Raw genomic sequence first — 20,993 nt, forward strand, 5'->3', positions numbered from 1 at the left:
AATGACTTGCCCTGTCATTGAACTTGCACAACAACTCATCAGACAACCCTCTATCAGCCCGGACGATAAAGGTTGCCAAGCTATTATGATCGCTCATTTGCAAACAATTGGCTTTACTATTGAACGGATGCCCTTTGGCGATACAAACAATTTTTGGGCCTATCGCGGCATAGGCCCGACGTTAGCCTTTGCCGGACACACTGATGTCGTCCCTGCGGGCGATGAATCTCAGTGGGAATATCCCCCATTTGAGCCCACTATCCGTAATGGCATGTTATATGGTCGGGGTGCGGCAGATATGAAAGGATCATTAGCTGCCATGATTGTCGCGGCTGAACGTTTCGTTGCCGCCCATCCCAACCATAATGGACGTCTGGCCTTTCTTATTACTTCAGACGAGGAAGCGAAAGCCACCCACGGCACCGTTAAAGTGGTTGAAGCCTTGATGTCCCGCAATGAACGATTGGATTATTGCCTGATAGGTGAACCTTCTAGCCAGCACCGTCTTGGCGATATGGTGAAAAATGGCCGTCGAGGTTCCCTGACGGCGAATCTCACTGTTCACGGTATCCAAGGCCACGTTGCCTATCCGCATTTAGCTGATAACCCTATCCACCGTGTCCTTCCTGCTTTACAGACATTGGTCAATACACATTGGGATGAAGGGAACGAATTTTTCCCGGCGACCAGTATGCAAATTGCCAATATCCACGCGGGAACAGGCAGCCACAATGTGATCCCTGGGAATGTGCAAGTTCAATTCAATTTCCGTTTCAGTACAGAACTGACTGACAGCCAAATCCGTGAACAGGTTGAAACTATCCTCAAAAATCACAATCTCAATTACACGATTGAGTGGATACTGGCAGGTCAGCCTTTCCTAACAGCCAAAGGTGAGTTAGTCAATGCCGTCATCCAGTCAATAGACCAATATTGTGGCTATCAACCTGAATTATCTACCAGTGGTGGTACATCCGATGGACGATTTATCGCTCAGATGGGCGCTCAAGTTGTCGAACTGGGGCCACTCAACGCAACAATTCATAAAGTTAATGAGTCCGTCAGCGCCGCCGATCTGCAACAACTTAGCCGGATTTATCAACGTGTTATGGAGCAGTTAATCCAGTGATCACAGCAAATATGTTAACCGGTCTGGCGACTGGCCACTTGATTGCTCTCTTTGGCAATCACCGATTACAACCAGAAGCCGCCAATGCTTTTCTTTCCATGCAACAAGCCGCTGAAAAGGCCGGAATTAATCTGCAACCGGCCAGCACGTTCCGTGATTTTCAACGTCAGCAAGCTATCTGGAATGGCAAATTCCGTGGTGAACGCCCGGTGTTGGATGAAAACAGCCAGCCAATGGATATCACCCAGTTATCAGAAGGAGAACGCTGTAAGGCAATTCTTCGTTGGTCTGCCCTGCCCGGTGGTAGTCGTCATCACTGGGGAACCGATCTGGATGTCTATGATCCAACAATGCTACCGGCTAACCAGACGTTATTACTCGAACCTTGGGAATATGAAAATGGTGGTTATTTCGCACCATTAACTCATTGGTTGACCGAGAATATGGCTCATTTCGGTTTTTACCGTCCTTTTGTCGGTAACCGTGGCAGTGTCGCTGATGAACCGTGGCATATCAGCTACCAACCAGTCGCCAAGCAATTGGAAAAATTGCTGACCCAGCAAATGTTACTGGATGTATGGCAGCAGCATGACATCGCCGGCATTGACTGGTTATCTGCTAACTTACCCTATATATTTGAAAATTACCTCCATGTTGCGCAGGAGACAACCTAATGCAATGGTTAGCTGATTACTGGTGGATTATTTTAATTTTATTGGTTGGCGTTGTTCTCAATGCCATTAAAGAGTTACGCCGACTGGATGTTAAAAAATTTCTGGACAATAAACCGGAACTGCCTCCTCATCGGGATCTTAATAGCAAGTGGGATGATGAAGATGATTGGCCTCAAAAAAAGCCGTAGTCCACTCTTGCCAATCTTTGGCAAGTTTCTTATCCAGACTTGATAACGCCTGTGCGGTTTCTTGCCGCCAGAGTCGCATTAATGCCTTATATCCACTCAACTGCAATACGGTGATGCATTGCTCAACACGCATTTCCTGCTGGAGATGATTTCTCAGCGCAATCAACGGCAAATCACTGTTCAGCAACAACCGTTGCAAGGACGGTAATGAAGCAGAAAATGGTCGGTGAGCAAATGCAAAACCTGACAGTTCCTGCCAATCATGTTGATTGAGATGATGGTCAGTTTGGTAATCAACAGGCAAGCTAAATCCAATCTGCAATTCCAGCCAATATGCATCACGGGCAAGCTGTTGCTGAGCTTGAATCCCCAGCAAAATCCCTTGTTCACTCAGGGGAAAAATAGCCATTGCCGCATAACAACCACTGCTGGCTTCTAAATGAGTTCCCATTCGCACTAATTGGAAGCCACATTTCTGCCACAATGCCCAGAGCTCCGCGGTATAACCAAAGCTAACAGAAATAAAATCCACCCCCTGTTTTTCTGCCCTTTCCCGTTGATACGCGATCATTCCCTGAGCAATACCTTGCCTGCGATGATTAGCCTGTACAGCAACTCTGCTGATCCGTTGAGATTTCAAAACCGCCGCCTGCGGTAAACCGCTATGGGCAGCTAACGATTGAGCAACCAAATTTCCTCTTGGACGACGCCTGCCTGCCCATATTTCATGGGCTAACTCAAGCGTCAACCCACCCTCTTCAACCATCCACAAAGCCCCCATCAAGGCATTATTTCCAAGAGCCGCAACAAATTGCATGCCTTTAGCATCAAGTAAACGCCGTAAATCCAAAGGTGAAGTTTTGTAGTGAGCACTGGTTAATATGCCGTAAAACTGCCTCAGTAATTCAGGTTGTTTAATCCATTGCTGCTGATGATAGACCTGATAACTGATCGCCTGATCAGAATTGTTGACAGGAATTGCATCCTCAAACAGTAAAGCGCTTTCCAACCAATTTTCCAGCGGATCATTTTCCGCCCAACGCACAGGAGCCGTCAGGTTCAGGACATGACGATCAGGAAGCCCAACGCAAAATTTAAGTAAAAATCCGCGCCCTGTGCCTTCATATCCCTGTACCGTTGTGGTCAACAATATGCGGGGAAAATAGTCGATTAATTCAGATAATTGAGGCATTGGAATAGCAGCGGCTTCATCGATAAGCAACCAATCAATATCTGACACGCTATTTTGTCTACAATATTTGAGCAAATTATCTACGGCCCAGAATTTTCCCTTTTCCCCCGCATAGCACCTAATGACTGCTGTTGTTGCCTTCGCCGGTGCAGTTAACCAACAATTTCCTTGCCATTGCTGCATTAACATACCTGCAAGTGTCGATTTACCTCGCCCTCTTGGCGCAGTAATGACCCATACCCCCTGACTTGCCCGCAAAAGTCGCGCCAAAATGGCATGCTGGCTGGCTGTTGGGCTGCCATTAGGCAGTTGCCACGCGCTGTATTGTGGAAATGCAGGGATGCATAAGGGATCATTTTGCCGCCATAGTAAAACTTGGGGATCGCTAACAATTTGCTGCTGAATATGCTGAACAAAATGCGGTGTTGGAATCGCCTCTAACTGTTCGTTCCAACGCGCGCTATCCTTATCTGGTTGATCACGCCATTGGTACCAAGATGGAACCATCATCACCAACCAACTTCCAGCTTTCAATGTACCTGCCAATATCGCCAGTGCTTCCGCATTAAAACCTTCGGTAGCATCAAATATTCCGTGCAGATATTCCTGACCTAATAAACTGACCGCCTTTTCTGGCAACACAGCGTGCTGTTTACGATGAGAGATCCATAACCAATCACCGATAAATCTCCGCTGTAATTCATTAGCCTGTAAATAGCACCAATGATCATCTCCACTCAACACCAGCAAACGACGTAACCCTTGCTGCTGCATTTCGGTCTGTATCACACTCAATTCTGGCAACATAACGGCTATGATTTACCAATCAACAATGACAAAATCCCTGCCGCAATCAGCGGTCCCACAGGAACACCTTTAAATAAAGCGACACCTAATACCGTCCCCACCAGCAAACCAGCAACTGTTGATGGCTGATTAGACATGAGTGAAACACCCCGGCTACCCAGCCATGACACTAATACACCTATTACTATCGCGAGCAACGATTTCCAATTCATAAACGAGTTGAAGACAGCTTGTACCGTAATTTTTCCACTGGCGATAGGCGCCATGACTCCCACGGTCAAAATAAGTACACCGATAGTCAACCCATATTTTTCCACCCACGGGAAAAAATGATTCAGTGGCGTTATGCGGATAACCAACAACAGCAGCATTGCAAGAGTGACGGTCATGTTGTGGCTGATGATACCCAGTGCTGCCAACACGAGCAGCACCAGTAAAGTAGGATCGAGATGACTCATAGATTTCAATACCCTATACCCGTTATCTTTCAAGTTGCTTCTTTGTTGGCTGCACTCGCTCACCCCGGTCACATAGTTTGCTATGCTCCCGGGGATTCACTCCCTTGCCGCCGCGATGCATCTTGAAATCCATAGGGTATTAATCCTATTAGGCTAGAGCAATTTTTCCTTACGTTACAGAAATGACAGGTATTTTCGTATTAATTCAAACAATTAACAAGCTAACGTCGCACCACCATCAACCACAATATCTTGTAGCGTTATATGGCTTGCCAAATCAGAAGACAAGAACAGTACGGTATGTGAAATTTCATTAACACTTGCAATTTTACCGAGGGGAATACCTAATTTATATCGCTCAGGATACCCGTTAATCGTATTTTTTTCATCATCATCGGTTTTCCACATAGAACGCTGCATAAATGTATCCGTCGAACCCGGCGATACAACATTACAACGTACACCAAACGGCGCAAGTTCTAACCCAACACAATGCGTTAAACTTGTCAGTGCTGATTTTGATGCACAATAAGCCGCCATTTGCATACGTGGAACACGTGCCGCATTAGAGCTGACGCTGATAATAGTGCCACCGCGCTGACGTTTAAAATGGGGAATCACGCTACGAAATAGATAAAAAGCCCCAGAAGCATTCACATTAATACAACGATGCCAGTCACTAATATTTAGCTCATCAATATTTCCCAATTGCAATATACCGGCAGCATTAACCAGAATATCTAATTCGGCTGAGACAGACAGTTGTTGGGAACAGATCATTTCGACCTTTTCTGGATCACTGATATCGAGTTGTATACATTTATAAGGCAAATTATCTTGCTCAAATACGCGATCGAAACCTATTACGTTAGCGCCCAGCGCGGTAAAATCACGGGCAATTTGTTCACCAATACCACGTGCCGCCCCAGTTACCCAGACGGTTTTATGGCTAAAATCCATTTGTAAATTTTGTTTATTTTTCATCTTATTTCTTCTTTAATTTTAATAGCGATTTATTATGCATTTTTTATAAATTCAGTTTATCGAAATTTACCGATGAAATTATTTCTTTAGTACTCATGACCATTCCTGATTTTTCAGCAACATATTTTAAAGCCATGAGGTGATCTTCCAGCGTAAAATCCGCTATCGCATCACCCACTAAAAAAGGCTTTATATCTCTCATGAATGCGTCAACCGCAGTAATCATACAACCAATATGTCCATACACCCCGCAAATAATTAATTGATCCCGGCCTAAGTCTTTTATATTTTTTTCTAACGAAGAGCGTTGAAATGCACTATAACGCCACTTAACTATCACAATATCATCGTTATTAGGGGCCAAAGCAGGGTTAATATTTTGTAAATGGGGTGATCTATTCAAGCCGGCCCCCCATATATCATTAAGTAATGCGCGTTCTTCATCACTTTGCATTTTAGGTTGTGCTGTATATATAATGGGGATCTCTTTTTCTTTACAAAAGACTCTCAACAAATGGATATTTTCAATTAATTTATTGATTAGAGGGCTATTATCACCGAAAAACTGTAAGAAATAGTCCTGCATATCATGAATAAGTAAAATTGCCCTATGGGGTTCGAATAACCAAGATGCTTTATTGCCTGGAAAATCTTTTGGCTGAGGTAGCATATAATTTTTCAATGATGGAATGGTCATTTTAATACCTTCATGTCATTAATTAATTTTCTAATTTGTCTCGAATGAGTTTTCTTAATAATAATTTATCAATCTTTCCGACGGGTGTAACCGGCATAACATCAATAATCTCGAAACGATCAGGCAATTTATATTCAGCAATCCCCATTCCCCTTAAATATTTCCGCAGTTGCAACGTGTTTATATTCGGATCAGCCACCACAATAAAAGCACAGCTTTTTTCTCCCATCAAAGGATCAGGCATCGAAACCAAAGCGCTATGGATAACATCTTCATGTTTGAGTAGCAAAGATTCAATTTCTTCCGAAGCAATTTTTTCACCACCGCGATTAATTTGATCTTTCTCACGCCCGACAATACATATATAACCCTCTTTCGTCATATAGGCTAAATCACCGGTATAATAAAAACCTTCTTTGTCGAATACCTTCGCATTGTGCGCTGGGCTTTTATAATATCCCCGGAATGTATATGGCCCACGAATGATTAACATCCCCGCTGAACCTGGCGCTTGTATATTGCCGTTATCATCAACGATACGTACCTCATCATCTTCACTCATTGGGCACCCCTGAGTGGTAAATATACGCTCATCATCGTCATTAAGCCGGGTATAACATACCAACCCTTCGGCCATACCAAAAACCTGTTGCAACTTACATGAAAAAAGTTTCGGTATCACTCGCGCCACACTTTCACTTAACTTTGCTCCACCGACTTGTAATAGCCGAAGACTTTCTAGTGAATATTGGTATTTCCTCATCGTCTGAATCCATAACGCAACAGCCGATGGCACCAATGAGGTCATTGTTACTTTATGTTCACGTATAAGTGGAAAGCAGGTCGTAGGCCCAGGATCTGTTGCTAATATAAGACAACCACCAGCATAAAATACGCCAAGCGCCCCCGGAGAACTCAAAGAATAATTATGTTGCGCCGGCAAAGCACAAAGATAACGGGTCTGTTGTGTCAACTCACAAATTTCGACACTGCGCCTCACACTATAATAGTAATCGTCATGCGTCCTTGGAATTAATTTAGGTGTCCCTGTACTCCCGCCTGAAAGTTGAAAAAAAGCGACTTCATCTGAACGTGTCGCCTCAAAATTCAAAGGTAAATTTGTTGACTCTAACCACGATTTTAATTCATTGGTATATTGTATTTTTCGACCATCAACGACGATATTCCTTAACCGTGGGCAATGTATTTTTAATTGCTCCAGGAAATCATTATTCTGTAAAAGTGAATGCTCTGACGAAAGTACAATCAGACTTGGATCAATTTGTTGTGCATAAGAAAGTAACTCTAATTTATTATGGCTAAACAATGCATTAATAGGTACTACCCCCATTTTCAGTAGCGCAAAAAATGTAATATAAAATTCAGCTATATTTGGCAATTGTACGATAGCAGTATCACCTCTCTTTATTCCCGCTAAAGTTAAATTTGAGGCTAATGCAGATGATTGTTGATCAAGTTGATGATAACTAAATTTACGGTTACCACAGATAATAGCTATTGCTTCAGGTTGTCGCTGACATTGTTTATAAAGTATGTCAGTTAAGGGTTTACCCAGCCAATAACCCTTTTCACGATAACGCTCTGCTAACTCAACCGGCCAGGGTGTAAATTCAATAGACATGATTTTATTCCTTACAATAATATTCAATACCTTGAACAATCGTCGATTACTGTTTATACATATTTACTTTATCTCCCATCAGAAATATTTCGACTCTTATTTTGTGAGCTGCTTCTAAATAAATTCATTTCGTAACAAATCATACTTCGAGCAAACGCTCAAAATACAAATTTAATTACCTAATACATTGCAAAATAAAATCATATTGCTAATAGTTAGTAACGTATATGCCCTATGGATTTCAAGATGCATCGCGACGGCAAGGGAGCGAATCCCCGGGAGCATAGAAAACTATGTGACCGGGGTGAGTGAGTGCAGCCAACAAAGAGGCAACTTGAAAGATGACGGGTATCACCTTTAATCCAACAGGGGTAAATTATGCCATGCTTCCCTCCTGGATATTGGGAACAATATCCAAACACCGCCACCGTGATCACAACCTATACTTGCAATGCTGCTTGCAAAGAATGTTGTTTTGAATGTAACCCCTCGGTAAAAGCGCGTTTAAGCCTGGATGAAATTAAACAATTTATTGCACACTCAAAAGCTAATTTTCCAGGGCTAAAGTTAGTTGTTTTCAGTGGCGGGGAGTGTTTCCTGCTAGGTAAAGATCTGATTGAAGCCATTCGCTTTGCCTCAGATCACGGCTTATTAACTCGTTGCGTGACTAACGGTTATTGGGGGAAAAATAGAGAAAAGGCGCAAAAAATCGCTCAAGATTTAATAAATGCGGGCATCACAGAGATGAATATCAGTACAGGGAAAGATCACAGTGAATGGATTCCCCTTGATAGCGTAGTGACAGCGGCAGAAGCATTGGCCGAACAAAATATTACAACACTGATTACAGTAGAACAGGATACCTTTGATTCCGCCATTGCAACGCAGATCACCCAGAATCCCGTTATTAAGCGACTGAAAGAGCAAAACAAGATTAATTTACAGCGAAATACCTGGATGCCGTTTTATGACACCAGCGAAGAACGAAAAGATATTCCAAACCGGGATCAGCAACTGGCAAAAGGGTGCGATCAGGTCTTTGAAAATATTGTACTGACACCACACGGTGAAATTTCCGCTTGCTGTGGGCTGACATTAGAACATATCCCCGAAATGAAACTTGGCCGTTTACAAGGAGGCGATGTATCTCAGCTTTTTAAAGGTCAGGAAGAAGACTTTATGAAAGTCTGGTTAAGAACTGAGGGACCATACAACATCCTAAAAAAATATCGCCCGCAGGATAGCAATATTAATCTGGAAAAAATCGTTCATCCCTGCCAAGCCTGTGCTCATTTGCATAAAGACGAAAGGACACGCCGGAATCTGTTAGATAATTATCACAAAGAAATTATTCCGGTAATAAAGAAATTTAACGCTAAAGAACGGCTGGATCTCATCTACTACTCAGCAGAAAAAAATGCCGTTAACTTAATTGAAGAATGAAAATATAACAGAATCGAATCCATATTTTAACGTTATTACTAACAAATATCGCCAAAATAACTCTTTTCCGGCTAGTAATTTTTTATTGAATGAAGTGGTAATCAAGGAAAAGAAATATTTTATTCTTCTTTATGAATATTTTTACTTGTTATTTTGTGATCGGACTCTAAATAAGGATATTTTGTCGAAAAATATATTTAGTCTAAACGCTCAAAATATAAATTTAATCAACTAACCTATTGCAAAATGTCACCATCCAGCTAATAGTTAGTACCATCTAACCTTTAATCGAACGGAGGGTAAATTATTCTATACCCTATGGATTTCAAGATGCATCGCGACGGCAAGGGAGTGAATCCTCGGGAGCATGGATAACGATGTGACCGGGGTGAGCGAGTGCAGCCAACAAAGAGGCAACTTGAAAGATGACGGGTATATACCCAAATACTGTTATGGTCATCACAATATACACTTACAATTAATATAGCAGGTAAGAAATATCAGTTAGATAATTATTTCATGAAATTATCTCAGTAATGAAGAAGCTTAATAAGGAAAGGTTACATATTATCTTATATATACCCTATGGATGCATCGCGACGGCAAGGGAACGAATCCCCGGGAGCATAGATAACGATGTGACCGGGGTGAGTGAGTGCAGCCAACAAAGAAGCAACTTGAAAGATGACGGGTATAAAGCTCAATAAAAAAAGAATTCCGTTAACTTATAAAGGAACGAATGATGAAAAGACGTACATTTATTGGCGTGGCTGCCGGTGCAGCTATTGGCAGTGTCATACCCACCGTCAATGCTAGCACTGATAGCAACCGCCTGTTTGGCGTGCCACGTTCATTACTCTCTCCGGGAGAGGTTGAAGAAAATAAGCTAAGGTTGTCAATGTCAAACGCCAAACTCCCGGTTGAAGTTTGGGAAGAGATCATCACCTATAACCGATTCTGGGAAACCCTACAACAACAGCCCAATTTAGCATTAGAATACCGGGAGTCACCGGAAAAAGTGTTAGCTGAATTTGGCATAGACAAAGATATCGTTAGCCCCGGTTCCGCAGAGGAATTACTGTTATTCATCACTTATGATAAAGACTTAATGAATGCGGTAAAAATCAACGACTATGAAGCGCTCTTTTCCCGCCTAAAAACCTATGGTTTAAACGAAAGGGGCTCAAGTCTGAGAAGCCGAATCAATCACCATCTCAATCAAGATGCCAGCCTGTTCGCACATTTTAAAGAAAACATCGAATCCTATCAGCTCCAAGATACAAACAGTCCTCCTCTTCTCCGGCTGAAAGAAATTCTGGAGCCCTTAAACAGTGAAGATGATACCAGTATTGAGATTGCTCGCCTTGCCGTAGGGGCCAATGTCGTTGCTGCGGTCAACGTGGCTGTCGGCACCCGAGTTGTCGCAGCAGTGAATGCGGCGGCGGCAGTTAACGTAGTAGCCTACTTAAGCCTCGCGGTACAAACAGCGGTGACTGTATGTATGGCAAATTATTTACCCAAACTTGATCATAGCGACCTTTCAGCCGGCACGGCTTCTCTTCATCTTGCCAGACTCTATAACAACCAAGAAATGGTCGATACACTGGTTAAAGAAGCTGTCAGAAGGGAAATCACCGCTTGCCTGTTTGCGGCGCAAAAGTGTGGTTATATCAATCTGCCCGCAACACGTGAAGAACGTAAAGAAGTGATTCATCTCTTTACCGAATTATCTTTAGGAATGGCAGCAGCATGAATAATATCGTGGGATTAAATCCAGACTTCAAAGTCATATTAATGAATGCCGCTATGCTCGTCCTGATCGCTTTAGTTTTTCTGCCTGTGCCATACTGGCTCAGTAACAGCAATCCCAACAAGCTGGCGGCAAGTATTGCGACGACTCTCTTTATCATCATTGCCTTATTTGTAGGCTATCAACTGTTATCAAATAAAGCCGTGGCCAAGGAAGGAAAATTATTGATGAAGTCCGGGGTATATTCACACGAATGGGTTATTTCCTCATTACGCCGGGAAGCAGGCGTTTCCTTGGAAGATTTTAGCCGAAGCAATGGTATACATATTATCCATTATTCGTCTGGATACTATCACAAGGGAAAAAATAAATATTTCATTCTACGTGTAAGCAAACGCCCTCTGATCTGCTTTAATTCAGAAGGTAATATTGGATTATGCATAGATGAATCTATTTTTGAAAAAATAAAGGGCGAGTTGCAAGATAAAATATAGCGTGGAGCCGCACAATAATGGAATATAATAACAACTATTGGCCGTTGAATTATACACAGCTCCGCTTAGCTATTGCTAATACTGTTGCTGACGATAAGTCTGTCTTCAATGTCGGTGAATTCGTCAGCTTCAGTGATAATATTAGTCTGGCAAGATTGAAGCAGGCCATTATTACCATTCATCAATTCAATGATGGTTTTTCCTTACGTTACCGTATTGCCGAACACAATATTTTTCAGGAAAAGAGCTCTACGCCGGTCGACGTTATACCAATAAAACTGTCAGATCCAGCAGTAGAACCAGCGGCAAAAGCGGATTTTGCAAAGAGAACAACTCAACCGCTAGCGCCTGAAAAGGGTGTGACGATAAGGCATTATCTTTACTTTAATGATGTTGGGTGCTGTTTCTGGGGAATCATCGCTCACCATATTGCCACAGATTATTGGGGCATAGGTCAGTTGATTCATGATGTTTTGTCTTGCTATGAACAACAAACATTCCACCCAACATCAGCACCGATCTTTACCTATCAGGCTTATCTTGACGAGGTTAAATATAAAGCAAACGTGCATTATGCTAACAACAAAGAGTATTGGAATAATTACCTCAACCAACTGCCCAAATTAGAGGATTATACCCGTAAACGTCTATTTCCCTCAAAAGCAATTAAAGTAAGCCGGCCGCTCACCGCAAACAACCATAGTTTTACTTTCAATGATAAATTAATGATGATGTTGGCTTTATGTCTGCAAATGAGCAAACGAGGCCGCGTATCAACAAATATCATCAATTTACCTTTCTCTAACCGACGTGATAAAGGAGAATACCGCTATTATCGTCCGGCAATGAACACGTTACCTCTGATGGTTTCTTTGGCCCCACAGGCAACCATAAAACAGATCCTCGTAGCAATGCAGTCGCAAATTAGTCTGCATAGCAAGCATAGCCGTATTGATATAAATGATTTGAATGATGAAGCAATCAATCGGGCAGATCAATTCATTGCCGCCCCCTATGTTAATTTGCTGCATGAGCTTGAACATGATCTTATGAAAGATAATCGCGCTATACGCGGTTGTATGACTTCTGGCGCGGTCAATAATTATGGTATTAACATCCGGTTTTCTCCTGATGGGATATCAGCATTAGTTGAATTGGATGTGGGGAGCCGCCTGTATAGTCATTTTGCCGCCCATACTCTGATCGACGATTATTTACATATTTATAGTACGATTGCAGAAAATATTAATGAAACCGTTGAGGCATATTGGGTGAAATATAAAGAAATTGAACCAACGGATAATATTATATCTAGCCTGGATAACCCAAAAAATATTGTTATTAATCACCCTATCAAAGAGAATATTATTGCCCGAATAGCACAAATCGTTGCAGTATCGCCGGATAAAAAATCAGTCATTCATGGAGATCAAACAGAAATAAACACCGTGCATTGCCTTAATTACGGTGAACTTTACCACAAATTATTCACTTTCAGTCAATTGCTATTATCCTGCCCACTACAAAATCGAAGGGTAGCCGTATTATTACCCAGAGGGATGGATTCCTTATTATCTATATTATCAATCCATACTGCGGGATTATGTTTTGTCCCAATCAATATGACATTTGGTCAAGAAGAGATAAATAACATATTAAATAGTCTGAATATTTCTTTATTAATCACTGCTCGTCATTACCATGAAAAAATAAACGGTGTTAATAATACGCATATTCTCTTTATTGAAGATATAGAAACTCGCCCTTCCGAGATATTTCTGGGGCATGATATAAAACGTCCGGCGACTCAAGAAGACGAAGCCTATATCTTTTTCACATCAGGCACCACAGGTGTACCGAAAGCAGTACCAATAACGTTTAAGGGGCTTTATGCCTATTTGGCTGCAATGACAGAGCAGTATGATATTAAACAAGATGACGTTATTCTCAATTTCAGCACACCCGTTTTCGATGCTTATATTGAAGAAGTGTTCGGATGTTTTTATCAAGGTGCCACATTAGCCATTGCCAACGATAATATGATCGTTGAACTTGAGACACTGTTTTCATTTTGCCATGCACAATCGGTCACTATAGTTAATTTTCCTACCAATTATTGGCATCAAATTGTCTTTTTCCTACATGCAGCCATTAAAGAACTCGCACCTTCAATTAGAATGACAATTATCGGTGGCGATCTGGCAATGGATAAAGCCATTCATCATTGGTTGGAAAAAGTCGGATGTGGTATTTCTCTGATTAACTCTTATGGCCCAACAGAATGTTGCGTTGTGGCTAGCAGTCACAAAATAGCTGATAAATTTCAACCCGGTAATATCATTGGTAAAGCACTAGCCAATACCAATATCGTTATTCGGGAATATGGAACTAATAAGATCATTAATGGCAGTAATGGAGAAATATGCATCCGTGGCGATTCTATCTGTAGCGGATATATTAACGATAATCAGTCAACTTCACGTAGGTTCTTACAGTTGAACGATGGAGAAATCTATTATTTAACCGGAGACCGTGGATTTTATGATGCCCAAGGGAATTTAAATTTCATTGGCCGTCTGGATAAAGAACATAAAATTGACGGGAAACGTGTCGATCTGGATGAAATGCAAAAATTACTTACGGCGGCGATTAATATTGATGACATTCATTTAGCGATAAAAGAAAATGAAACTGGCTACCAATATATTAATATATTTATACCTGATAGATCATGCTCAATTACACGTCACGAAATCGTCTCATTCTTGCGTGGATGTTATCCAAAATTGCAGGTACCTTTTATTGTCGAATTATCATCATCCAACAATTCTGCTCCAATATCAGAATTGAATAAAGAAGATAATATTTCGCAGATTAAAGGAGAAAAACGAGAAATATTTTTTACTTTATGGCGGGAAGTTTTTGGCGATAGCGACGGCATTGTTGATGAAGAGACTAATTTCTTTGATGCCGGCGGTACTTCGCTTAAGGCATTATTATTAATTAACAAGATCCAGCAACGTTTTAATTGTTCTATTCACCTGGAAGATTTCTATCACGCCCCTAGATTAGGTTATCTATTACAATCTGTCATTCAACAAGGGCAAATACCGGTTTTAATCGATAAAAATAGTACTTGCCTGACAGAACAACACGACCAATATTATTGGATCATCGATACTATCTCTAATCGTTCCGGCGCTCATAATATCCCGCTATATTATCATCTGATCGGCGAGATTGATTTAAAGAAATTACGTTACGCTTTGCTGTATATCATGCAATATTTCCCTGCTCTCTGCCAAAGAGTCACCATAATAGATGGGCAGCTCTCTTTAACCTTCTCGCCTGCTATTGAAGAGAACCTGCCTTTCGAATATATTGATTTAACTCATGCTACCGGCATTAATATTGAAATTTCATTCCGCAAAATCTTAAATGATATGGCATTTAAGCCGATGGCGTTACAGGATAATCCACCGGTATATTTTAAGTTATTAAAAATAGCAGAACATGAGCACTACCTTTTATTAAATTTCCATCATGCGTTTTGTGACGGGATGTCGATTGCTCATGTGTTGCAAAAATTATCTTCCGCTTACGCAGATAATGTACCGAAGATTGAAGCTGCGACGGAAACAGGCATTAATGTCATTAATCAGCGCATGTCAGACGAAACATTAAATTTTTGGACAGAAAAATTATTCAACGTCCTTTCGGTTGTCGGACAGAATAATGAGTCATCGGAAACTCATCTTAGGGTCCGAGGCCGACGTTATTCAATGCCGTTGCCTCCACAATTAATGGCCGAACTATCCAGCACGCAGAAAAAATATGCGGTGACTCTGGAACATATTATGATTGGCGCATTTCTGATGACCATTAATTCATTACTCAATAAAGATGAGATTATCGTCGGTATTCCTTGTGCCAACCGAGCTCCTCCCATATCGTTTGACAGTGTTGGTAGCTTCGCAACCACACTACTGCTGCCCTACGTTACTGCGGAAACTTCGCTGATTAACCTATCCATATATGTCCGCGAATTTCTGGCCGACGCGAATACTCATTCCAATATCTCACTGGCCTATTTAAAACAACATCTTCATCACCATCACGGTATGCAATTGCCAGAAGTCACTTATTATTTTTCTTCTCAAATAGGGTTTGAAACCGGTTTATATCTTGGTGAAACCCGTTGCACCAAAGAAAAAATCAAGGGGCTTAAGCCTAAAGGAGATATTGCGCTCGAACTAATCAATTTGCCAACTGGAATAGGTCTGGAATGGCTCTACGATGATGATATTTTCTCTGAAGATATCATCAGCGACATGGGGCTGTTTTTGATTGATTTATTGGATTGCATAGGCGCTCAGCATGACTTGATGCCTGGCGATACGGAACGATAACAAATCGTAAAATGGGTGCTGATTGTGCTGGTCAAAAAAAAGAAATGGGTTGTTATCACCATCATCATGATCGCTTTTCTTGCCGTGGCTTATAACCACTTTAGCCAAAAAGAGACATCTACGGTGATGACAGAACAAATCGTCACCGGAACGTTAGGTGATGTTATTACTACGGTTAATGCTGCCGGTATTGTACAACCAACCAGTCAAGTCAATGTTGGTAGCCAAATTTCAGGCCAGTTAACCAAGTTATATGTTGAAGTCGGGGATATTGTTGAAACAGGTAAGCTGGTCGCTAGCATTGATGATACTTTTTATCGTACTAAAGTTGAGGCAAGCCGAGCGCGACTGGAAAAATTGCGAGCCATGTTGCAAGAAGAACAATACGCTTATCAACTTCTGGTCATCACGGAAAAACGCCAAAGAGAGCTTAACCTGCGTTCCGCAACCAGCCAGCAACTGCTGGATGAGGCTGCTTTTGGCGTCAAAAAAAGTCAGGCAAGAATTGAAAGTCTCAAAGCAGACATCAGGCAAAATGAACATATTTTGCACAGTGAAGAAGTCAGCCTCAGTTATAGCCAAATCTATTCGCCTATTGCTGGCGTCGTGACCGCAATTCATGTTGACCCCGGGCAAACACTAAATGTCAATCAACAGACACCGGTTCTCATGCAAATTGCCGACCTCAAAAATATGACGGTTTATGCAAAGGTTTCCGAAGCAGATATTAACCAAATCGTGACAGGGCAAAAAGCTTCCTTCAAGATCTATAGTACAAATCAGCATATATGGCACGGTAATGTTAAGAAGATTATGTATAAACCCGATCTCATTAATAATGCTGTTTATTATACTGTGCTATTTGATGTCCCTAATGATAATTTCCTGCTTAAACCCAGTATGAGTGCGGATGTCACTATTGTGACCCACGAAAGCACCGGAGTAGTGACTATACCCAGTGATATACTGAATAATAAACGGCATCAACCTTTGAACGATGATCTAACTACCTATTTTTTACGTGAGATGAAAGATGGAAACATCGTAGTAAGACAATTATTGATCGGTCATAACAATGGAAGGCGTTCAGTCGTTGTCAGCGGATTGCAGAATAACGAGCAGATCGTTGTACTTTCCAAACAAGATAATCTTGGGAAGATCCAAAATGATAACGCTAAATAATATCTGCAAAACCTATGGTAATGAGGGTAAACAACATCTTGTCCTGAAAGATATTTGCTTAACCATAGACCAAAATGATTATGTTGCTATTCTTGGTCGCTCCGGTTCAGGGAAAAGTACCTTATTGAATATAATAGGACTTTTGGATATCGCCAGTGCGGGAGAATATCTTATTAATGATCTCACGGTAACTCAGCAAAAGATTCACTCATTGGCGCTTTTACGGCGAAAATATTTTGGCTTTGTCTTTCAAAATTATAACCTGCTGGAAAACTACCGCATTGATGAAAATATCTTGATGCCCATGTACTACTTAAAAAGAAACTTCGATTATGACAGAGAACATTTCCGTTACTTAATCGATCGTCTCCAGCTTGACAATTTATTAGATAAATACCCGCGCCATCTATCAGGAGGAGAACAGCAGCGCGTTGCTGTCGCTCGCGCTTTGATCAACAATCCAAAGTTTATTATTGCCGATGAACCTACCGGCGCATTAGATACCACTAATGCGACCAACCTCATGCAACTTTTTACTGAGTTACATCATAATGGATGCGGCATCATTCTAGTAACACATGACCAAGTTGTTGCCGAATATTCCAAACGCCGACTATATCTGGACAGTGGTTCTTTGGTGGCTCAATGAGCATGAGTAAAATAACTTTAAAATTTAATATTTATTCAACCGTCATCCTATTTAATCTCAAGATGACAGTACGCTCTCTTGCCGCCCATAAAACACGAGTCTTCCTGACGCTATTATGCATTGCCATCGGCGTAGCTTCGATTGTGATCATGCAAGCAATCGGCGAAGAAACCAAGCATCATATTGTTAAGATGGTCTCCTCAATGGGAAGTAATATCATTTCAGTAAAATATAAGGGACAAGAAAACGGCGCTTTCGATTCCCATCATGATTATCTGACACAAGAGGATATAACGTCACTTTCAGGTAATCCCCATATTAGCCACAGCACTCTATTTTATACTGCGCCAGGAACAATCGTTTCTCCACAAGGCTCTGCTGATGTTCAATTAATTGGTGCCAATGCAGATATCGCGATTATCCGTAATCTGGTGATTGATCGTGGACGTTTTTACACACCACAAGACAATACTGCCCTAGCAAATGTCGTTGTCTTGGGAGCATCTCTGGCCGAGAGACTTTTTCCGCAAAAAGAAACCGCATTTGGGCAGAGCATCAAGATTAACGACATCTCGATGCAAGTTATCGGTATCCTGACACAGAAAGGCGAAGGTATGGACGCAGGGGTAGATGATGCCGCATTTTTGCCAAGCAACAGCTATCTGGTACGGCTGTTCGGTCATACGCCGCCTAGTGGCATGGTGTTGAAAGCCAAAGATGCCTCTCATATTGAACCGGTTAAATACGCTATTGAACAACGGTTGTCACGGTTTAAACATCAACAAAGTTACGAGATACGTAATACCACCGAATTGTTGAAAACCTTGCATGAAACCCAATCAAAAATTAACCTTTTCCTCTTATCAATATCATCAGTGACTCTCTTTGTTGCGGGTGTCAGTGTCATGAATACCATTCTCATTAGTGTTAGAGAACGTAGAAGAGAGATTGGTATACGGCTTGCCGTAGGAGCCAGTTATTCCGACATTTTTTACCAGTTTCTTACCGAAGCATTTTTGATTTCATTATTGGGAACATTATTAGGATTGTTATTTTCATTTATCGGTTTCAGAATTTTATTACTATTTGATATTACGGTTGGCTTCTCTTTCTATTCCTTTTTACTCGCTTCCCTTGCAGCCTGCTTTATTACCGTCGTGTTTGGTGTATATCCATCACATCGTGCAGCCGCATCAGCGCCAATCGAAGGTATCAGAGAATTGTAGTTTGTTTTGTTTCATAAAACTTTTTGGAGGCACAATGAAAAATCAGCTTATCTATGAAATTTTACATCGAGAAATCAAAGCGCTTCATCCAGAAGCAGAGACAATACCGGAGGATGAAAACCTTTTTGATATCGGTTTCGATTCGGTAAAAATGCTGATGCTGGTTGATCGGCTAAATGATGTGGGGTATCCAATTAACTTTGCAGATTTAGCCCGCTGGCCGACAATCAATGATTGGGTCAAGCTGCTCGCAAAAAATGAATAGCGCTGCCTATTTCATGACGAATGGTGGATGATCCATGCAGTCAAATCTGCAATTACCTGCACCGGGATCTGACCTGGGTGCAGATAATCCTCTCCACCATCGCACCCCATTGTGGGCAATAAAATATGATTCAATCCAGTGTAGAGTTTGAACTCTGCCTGCCTATTATTTTGCAGTGCAGTTTTCCACATCGTGAAATCAACATCATGCAAAATCTGGAAATCCTGATCTCCCTGAGCAAAAAATAACGGCATGGCAGGCAAGCTGTTTAAGCAGTCAAATGCATGATAATTCTCAATCTGTTTGAGATAACTATCCGGCACTGATAAAAAGCTCGCAAGAGATATCGTATCTTGCTCTTTCCCACTGGGTAATTGGGATAAAATCACCCGGAGTAAATTACGGAAAGGCGCCGCTAACATCGCAATACCCGTAACATTTAAACCCGATTTTTGCTGTAAGTTCTCTGCAATTAATGGGCTGACATATCCGCCGAAACTGTGCCCAACCAGAAATACTGGCACATCGTGAAATTCAATATGTCCCATTAAACCGGTCAGTATATTACAAGCATCGTCAACAATTTCCGTATTGAGATCGACAACCTCAGGGTCCATATTTCTCTGCCGGATACGGTAATAGCGTTTGTCAAAACGTACACTCGCAATTCCATATTGACTTAATTCATGTGCCAGCATACGAAACAGTGAATTAGGCCCAACATCATAATCCATCGAATGAGGACCAGAACCTGCAAGCAATAGTACAAGTGCTTTGGCATCATTATGTGGTGATGGCAAACAGACCAAACCATCCGGGACATCTCTAAGACCAAACGTCTTTAACGTTTTTTCGATAAAAATACCCTGTTTTGTATATGCATCAGGTATTGGGCATCGAGATAACGTGAGCGAATCAATTTGCCGATCTTTAATCCCAATATAAAGATTGAACTTTCCATTGAGAGTATTTAGCCGCAGATGACAAGCACCTTGCTGCTGATAAATAATATCGATATCTGAGTTACACAAACTGTCTGCCAATACAGTTAAAGCTAAATCATCAGCCGCCATACGCAATGATTCATTCATTAATTCCCTAGCGGCTTCCCATTGCTCATTAAGCAATGTGGTTATTAATATCTGTATTTCACCTTCCAATGTGGCAATTAATTTCTTAATAAGCATGTAATTACTCAACTTCCTACGGCCACAACCGTGATGTATGCACTAAAGCTAAAATCCAGACAGTTTCACTACTAATCTCATAAACCAGTCGATAGTGTTCGTGTGGAAAAAACTCCAAAGTACCAGAGATCTCTCCGGCATGACCGATATAAGGGAAATCTGCTAATCAATCAGCCGCTAACTCAAACAGTTCGTCCATTTTGAGTACAGCGTCCGGATTTCTTACAATAAGGTACTCTCCCATATTGCCTCGCTATCGCAAAGCGCCTGAGGTGTCCAAATTACGTTCACTTACGAGCCTTAACCTGTTCTCTTCGAGCCGCAAAAATCGCTTTTACGTCGCTATGTTCAACACCATTACCCTCTTTTACAGATTGGCGTGCGATATCAACCTTTTCCTGAAGGAAAGCACGATATTTATGACGCTGGACATATTCATGCATCAGTTCACGGACAACTTGAGAAGCTGGGCGGTGTTCTGCTGCCGTAGCAGCCATAAAGTGATCACGCAGATCTGATTCAAGTTTCATAGTAAAAACAGCTTGTTTACCCATAGTCCCTCCTCGTTTGATATAAAAAAATATATACCATTTCATTATTGACATCCACTCCTACCG

The 20,993-nt window shown here is 41.5% G+C and carries 20 protein-coding genes and 1 pseudogene; 13 read left to right on the forward strand and 8 right to left on the reverse strand.

From position 1 onward, the window contains the following. The first annotated feature begins 1 nt into the window (after position 1). From dapE to AACQ38_RS06095, 3 genes are read left to right on the forward strand one after another with little or no spacing between them, the layout of a single operon-like run. Entirely contained in the window at positions 2-1,129 is a 1,128-nt protein-coding gene (dapE, locus tag AACQ38_RS06085; RefSeq protein ID WP_165577673.1) for a succinyl-diaminopimelate desuccinylase, read from the forward strand. Beyond that, positions 1,126-1,803, forward strand: a complete 678-nt coding sequence (locus tag AACQ38_RS06090) for a D-alanyl-D-alanine carboxypeptidase family protein (protein ID WP_165577674.1) — start codon at positions 1,126-1,128, stop codon at positions 1,801-1,803. Before dapE ends, AACQ38_RS06090 begins: the two co-directional genes overlap by 4 nt. Beyond that, entirely contained in the window at positions 1,803-1,991 is a 189-nt protein-coding gene (locus AACQ38_RS06095) for a YpfN family protein (RefSeq protein WP_058588387.1), read from the forward strand. Before AACQ38_RS06090 ends, AACQ38_RS06095 begins: the two co-directional genes overlap by 1 nt. Here the strand turns inward: AACQ38_RS06095 and AACQ38_RS06100 are convergent. The 5 genes and pseudogenes from AACQ38_RS06100 to AACQ38_RS06120 form a co-directional block, all read right to left on the reverse strand. Next, positions 1,942-3,990 (reverse strand): tRNA(Met) cytidine acetyltransferase TmcA, encoded by a 2,049-nt coding sequence (locus tag AACQ38_RS06100; protein WP_165577675.1) that lies wholly within the window; start codon positions 3,988-3,990, stop codon positions 1,942-1,944. The genes AACQ38_RS06095 and AACQ38_RS06100 overlap by 50 nt on opposite strands. Positions 3,991-3,995: 5 nt before the next feature. Next, positions 3,996-4,448 carry a DUF441 domain-containing protein gene (locus AACQ38_RS06105; RefSeq protein ID WP_165577738.1) on the reverse strand — a complete coding sequence of 151 codons (453 nt, stop codon included), beginning with the start codon at positions 4,446-4,448 and terminating at the stop codon, positions 3,996-3,998. Between the two features lie 213 nt (positions 4,449-4,661). Next, positions 4,662-5,432: a 2,3-dihydro-2,3-dihydroxybenzoate dehydrogenase gene (dhbA, locus tag AACQ38_RS06110; RefSeq protein ID WP_041380111.1), complete on the reverse strand. Its 771-nt coding sequence runs from the start codon at positions 5,430-5,432 to the stop codon at positions 4,662-4,664. Between the two features lie 76 nt (positions 5,433-5,508). Beyond that, positions 5,509-6,129 (reverse strand): annotated as a pseudogene (locus AACQ38_RS06115) (isochorismatase family protein); the annotation flags it as partial. A gap of 22 nt (positions 6,130-6,151) precedes the next feature. Continuing rightward, positions 6,152-7,771 (reverse strand): (2,3-dihydroxybenzoyl)adenylate synthase, encoded by a 1,620-nt coding sequence (locus AACQ38_RS06120; RefSeq protein ID WP_165577676.1) that lies wholly within the window; start codon positions 7,769-7,771, stop codon positions 6,152-6,154. Positions 7,772-7,976: 205 nt separating this feature from the next. Here AACQ38_RS06120 and AACQ38_RS06125 point away from each other — a divergent pair, with 205 nt between their 5' ends. The 10 genes from AACQ38_RS06125 to AACQ38_RS06170 all read left to right on the forward strand — a co-directional run bounded on the left by AACQ38_RS06125 (position 7,977) and on the right by AACQ38_RS06170 (position 19,189). Beyond that, on the forward strand, positions 7,977-8,132 hold the full coding sequence (locus AACQ38_RS06125; protein ID WP_158538096.1) for a hypothetical protein: 156 nt from the start codon (positions 7,977-7,979) through the stop codon (positions 8,130-8,132). Positions 8,133-8,149: 17 nt separating this feature from the next. Next, positions 8,150-9,214, forward strand: a complete 1,065-nt coding sequence (locus tag AACQ38_RS06130) for a radical SAM protein (RefSeq protein ID WP_011146951.1) — start codon at positions 8,150-8,152, stop codon at positions 9,212-9,214. Positions 9,215-9,750: 536 nt separating this feature from the next. Next, positions 9,751-9,921 carry a hypothetical protein gene (locus AACQ38_RS06135; protein ID WP_165577678.1) on the forward strand — a complete coding sequence of 57 codons (171 nt, stop codon included), beginning with the start codon at positions 9,751-9,753 and terminating at the stop codon, positions 9,919-9,921. A 35-nt stretch (positions 9,922-9,956) separates the two neighbouring features. Then, positions 9,957-10,967: a hypothetical protein gene (locus tag AACQ38_RS06140; protein ID WP_011146952.1), complete on the forward strand. Its 1,011-nt coding sequence runs from the start codon at positions 9,957-9,959 to the stop codon at positions 10,965-10,967. Continuing rightward, positions 10,964-11,458 carry a hypothetical protein gene (locus AACQ38_RS06145; RefSeq protein WP_165577679.1) on the forward strand — a complete coding sequence of 165 codons (495 nt, stop codon included), beginning with the start codon at positions 10,964-10,966 and terminating at the stop codon, positions 11,456-11,458. Before AACQ38_RS06140 ends, AACQ38_RS06145 begins: the two co-directional genes overlap by 4 nt. Before the next feature lie 17 nt (positions 11,459-11,475). Next, positions 11,476-15,867 carry a condensation domain-containing protein gene (locus tag AACQ38_RS06150; protein ID WP_165577680.1) on the forward strand — a complete coding sequence of 1,464 codons (4,392 nt, stop codon included), beginning with the start codon at positions 11,476-11,478 and terminating at the stop codon, positions 15,865-15,867. 24 nt (positions 15,868-15,891) lie between these two features. Next, the gene (locus tag AACQ38_RS06155; protein WP_165577681.1) at positions 15,892-17,049 is read left to right on the forward strand and encodes an efflux RND transporter periplasmic adaptor subunit; all 1,158 of its coding nucleotides are present in this window, start codon (positions 15,892-15,894) and stop codon (positions 17,047-17,049) included. After that, entirely contained in the window at positions 17,033-17,698 is a 666-nt protein-coding gene (locus AACQ38_RS06160; RefSeq protein ID WP_165577682.1) for an ABC transporter ATP-binding protein, read from the forward strand. The genes AACQ38_RS06155 and AACQ38_RS06160 overlap by 17 nt, the downstream gene beginning before the upstream one ends. A gap of 2 nt (positions 17,699-17,700) precedes the next feature. After that, positions 17,701-18,924, forward strand: coding sequence for an ABC transporter permease (locus AACQ38_RS06165; RefSeq protein ID WP_011146957.1), 1,224 nt, complete (start codon positions 17,701-17,703; stop codon positions 18,922-18,924). Positions 18,925-18,958: 34 nt separating this feature from the next. After that, positions 18,959-19,189, forward strand: a complete 231-nt coding sequence (locus AACQ38_RS06170; protein WP_011146958.1) for a phosphopantetheine-binding protein — start codon at positions 18,959-18,961, stop codon at positions 19,187-19,189. 11 nt (positions 19,190-19,200) lie between these two features. Here AACQ38_RS06170 and AACQ38_RS06175 read toward each other — a convergent pair whose 3' ends face one another. The 3 genes from AACQ38_RS06175 to AACQ38_RS06185 form a co-directional block, all read right to left on the reverse strand. Beyond that, entirely contained in the window at positions 19,201-20,376 is a 1,176-nt protein-coding gene (locus AACQ38_RS06175; protein WP_165577683.1) for an alpha/beta hydrolase, read from the reverse strand. Between the two features lie 16 nt (positions 20,377-20,392). Next, positions 20,393-20,494 carry a type II toxin-antitoxin system RelE/ParE family toxin gene (locus tag AACQ38_RS06180; RefSeq protein ID WP_242685529.1) on the reverse strand — a complete coding sequence of 34 codons (102 nt, stop codon included), beginning with the start codon at positions 20,492-20,494 and terminating at the stop codon, positions 20,393-20,395. Positions 20,495-20,663: 169 nt separating this feature from the next. Then, a complete protein-coding gene (locus AACQ38_RS06185) occupies positions 20,664-20,930 on the reverse strand; it encodes an antitoxin of toxin-antitoxin stability system (RefSeq protein WP_088374396.1) in 267 nt (88 codons plus the stop codon). Between the last annotated feature and the right edge of the window lie 63 nt (positions 20,931-20,993).

Origin of the sequence: Photorhabdus sp. RW14-46, assembly GCF_963887965.1 — a bacterium.
In the GTDB taxonomy this organism is placed as follows: domain Bacteria; phylum Pseudomonadota; class Gammaproteobacteria; order Enterobacterales; family Enterobacteriaceae; genus Photorhabdus; species Photorhabdus laumondii.

What these genes read in the sequence shown, in the direction of transcription:
- dapE (WP_165577673.1), top strand. Translation starts at nt 2, where the DNA reads ATGACTTGCCCTGTCATTGAACTTGCACAACAACTCATCAGACAACCC.
- AACQ38_RS06095 (WP_058588387.1), top strand. Translation starts at nt 1,803, where the DNA reads ATGCAATGGTTAGCTGATTACTGGTGGATTATTTTAATTTTATTGGTT.
- AACQ38_RS06100 (WP_165577675.1), bottom strand. Translation starts at nt 3,990, where the DNA reads ATGTTGCCAGAATTGAGTGTGATACAGACCGAAATGCAGCAGCAAGGG.
- AACQ38_RS06105 (WP_165577738.1), bottom strand. Translation starts at nt 4,448, where the DNA reads ATGAGTCATCTCGATCCTACTTTACTGGTGCTGCTCGTGTTGGCAGCA.
- dhbA (WP_041380111.1), bottom strand. Translation starts at nt 5,432, where the DNA reads ATGAAAAATAAACAAAATTTACAAATGGATTTTAGCCATAAAACCGTC.
- AACQ38_RS06120 (WP_165577676.1), bottom strand. Translation starts at nt 7,771, where the DNA reads ATGTCTATTGAATTTACACCCTGGCCGGTTGAGTTAGCAGAGCGTTAT.
- AACQ38_RS06130 (WP_011146951.1), top strand. Translation starts at nt 8,150, where the DNA reads ATGCCATGCTTCCCTCCTGGATATTGGGAACAATATCCAAACACCGCC.
- AACQ38_RS06135 (WP_165577678.1), top strand. Translation starts at nt 9,751, where the DNA reads ATGAAGAAGCTTAATAAGGAAAGGTTACATATTATCTTATATATACCC.
- AACQ38_RS06140 (WP_011146952.1), top strand. Translation starts at nt 9,957, where the DNA reads ATGAAAAGACGTACATTTATTGGCGTGGCTGCCGGTGCAGCTATTGGC.
- AACQ38_RS06145 (WP_165577679.1), top strand. Translation starts at nt 10,964, where the DNA reads ATGAATAATATCGTGGGATTAAATCCAGACTTCAAAGTCATATTAATG.
- AACQ38_RS06150 (WP_165577680.1), top strand. Translation starts at nt 11,476, where the DNA reads ATGGAATATAATAACAACTATTGGCCGTTGAATTATACACAGCTCCGC.
- AACQ38_RS06160 (WP_165577682.1), top strand. Translation starts at nt 17,033, where the DNA reads ATGATAACGCTAAATAATATCTGCAAAACCTATGGTAATGAGGGTAAA.
- AACQ38_RS06165 (WP_011146957.1), top strand. Translation starts at nt 17,701, where the DNA reads ATGAGTAAAATAACTTTAAAATTTAATATTTATTCAACCGTCATCCTA.
- AACQ38_RS06170 (WP_011146958.1), top strand. Translation starts at nt 18,959, where the DNA reads ATGAAAAATCAGCTTATCTATGAAATTTTACATCGAGAAATCAAAGCG.
- AACQ38_RS06175 (WP_165577683.1), bottom strand. Translation starts at nt 20,376, where the DNA reads ATGCTTATTAAGAAATTAATTGCCACATTGGAAGGTGAAATACAGATA.
- AACQ38_RS06185 (WP_088374396.1), bottom strand. Translation starts at nt 20,930, where the DNA reads ATGGGTAAACAAGCTGTTTTTACTATGAAACTTGAATCAGATCTGCGT.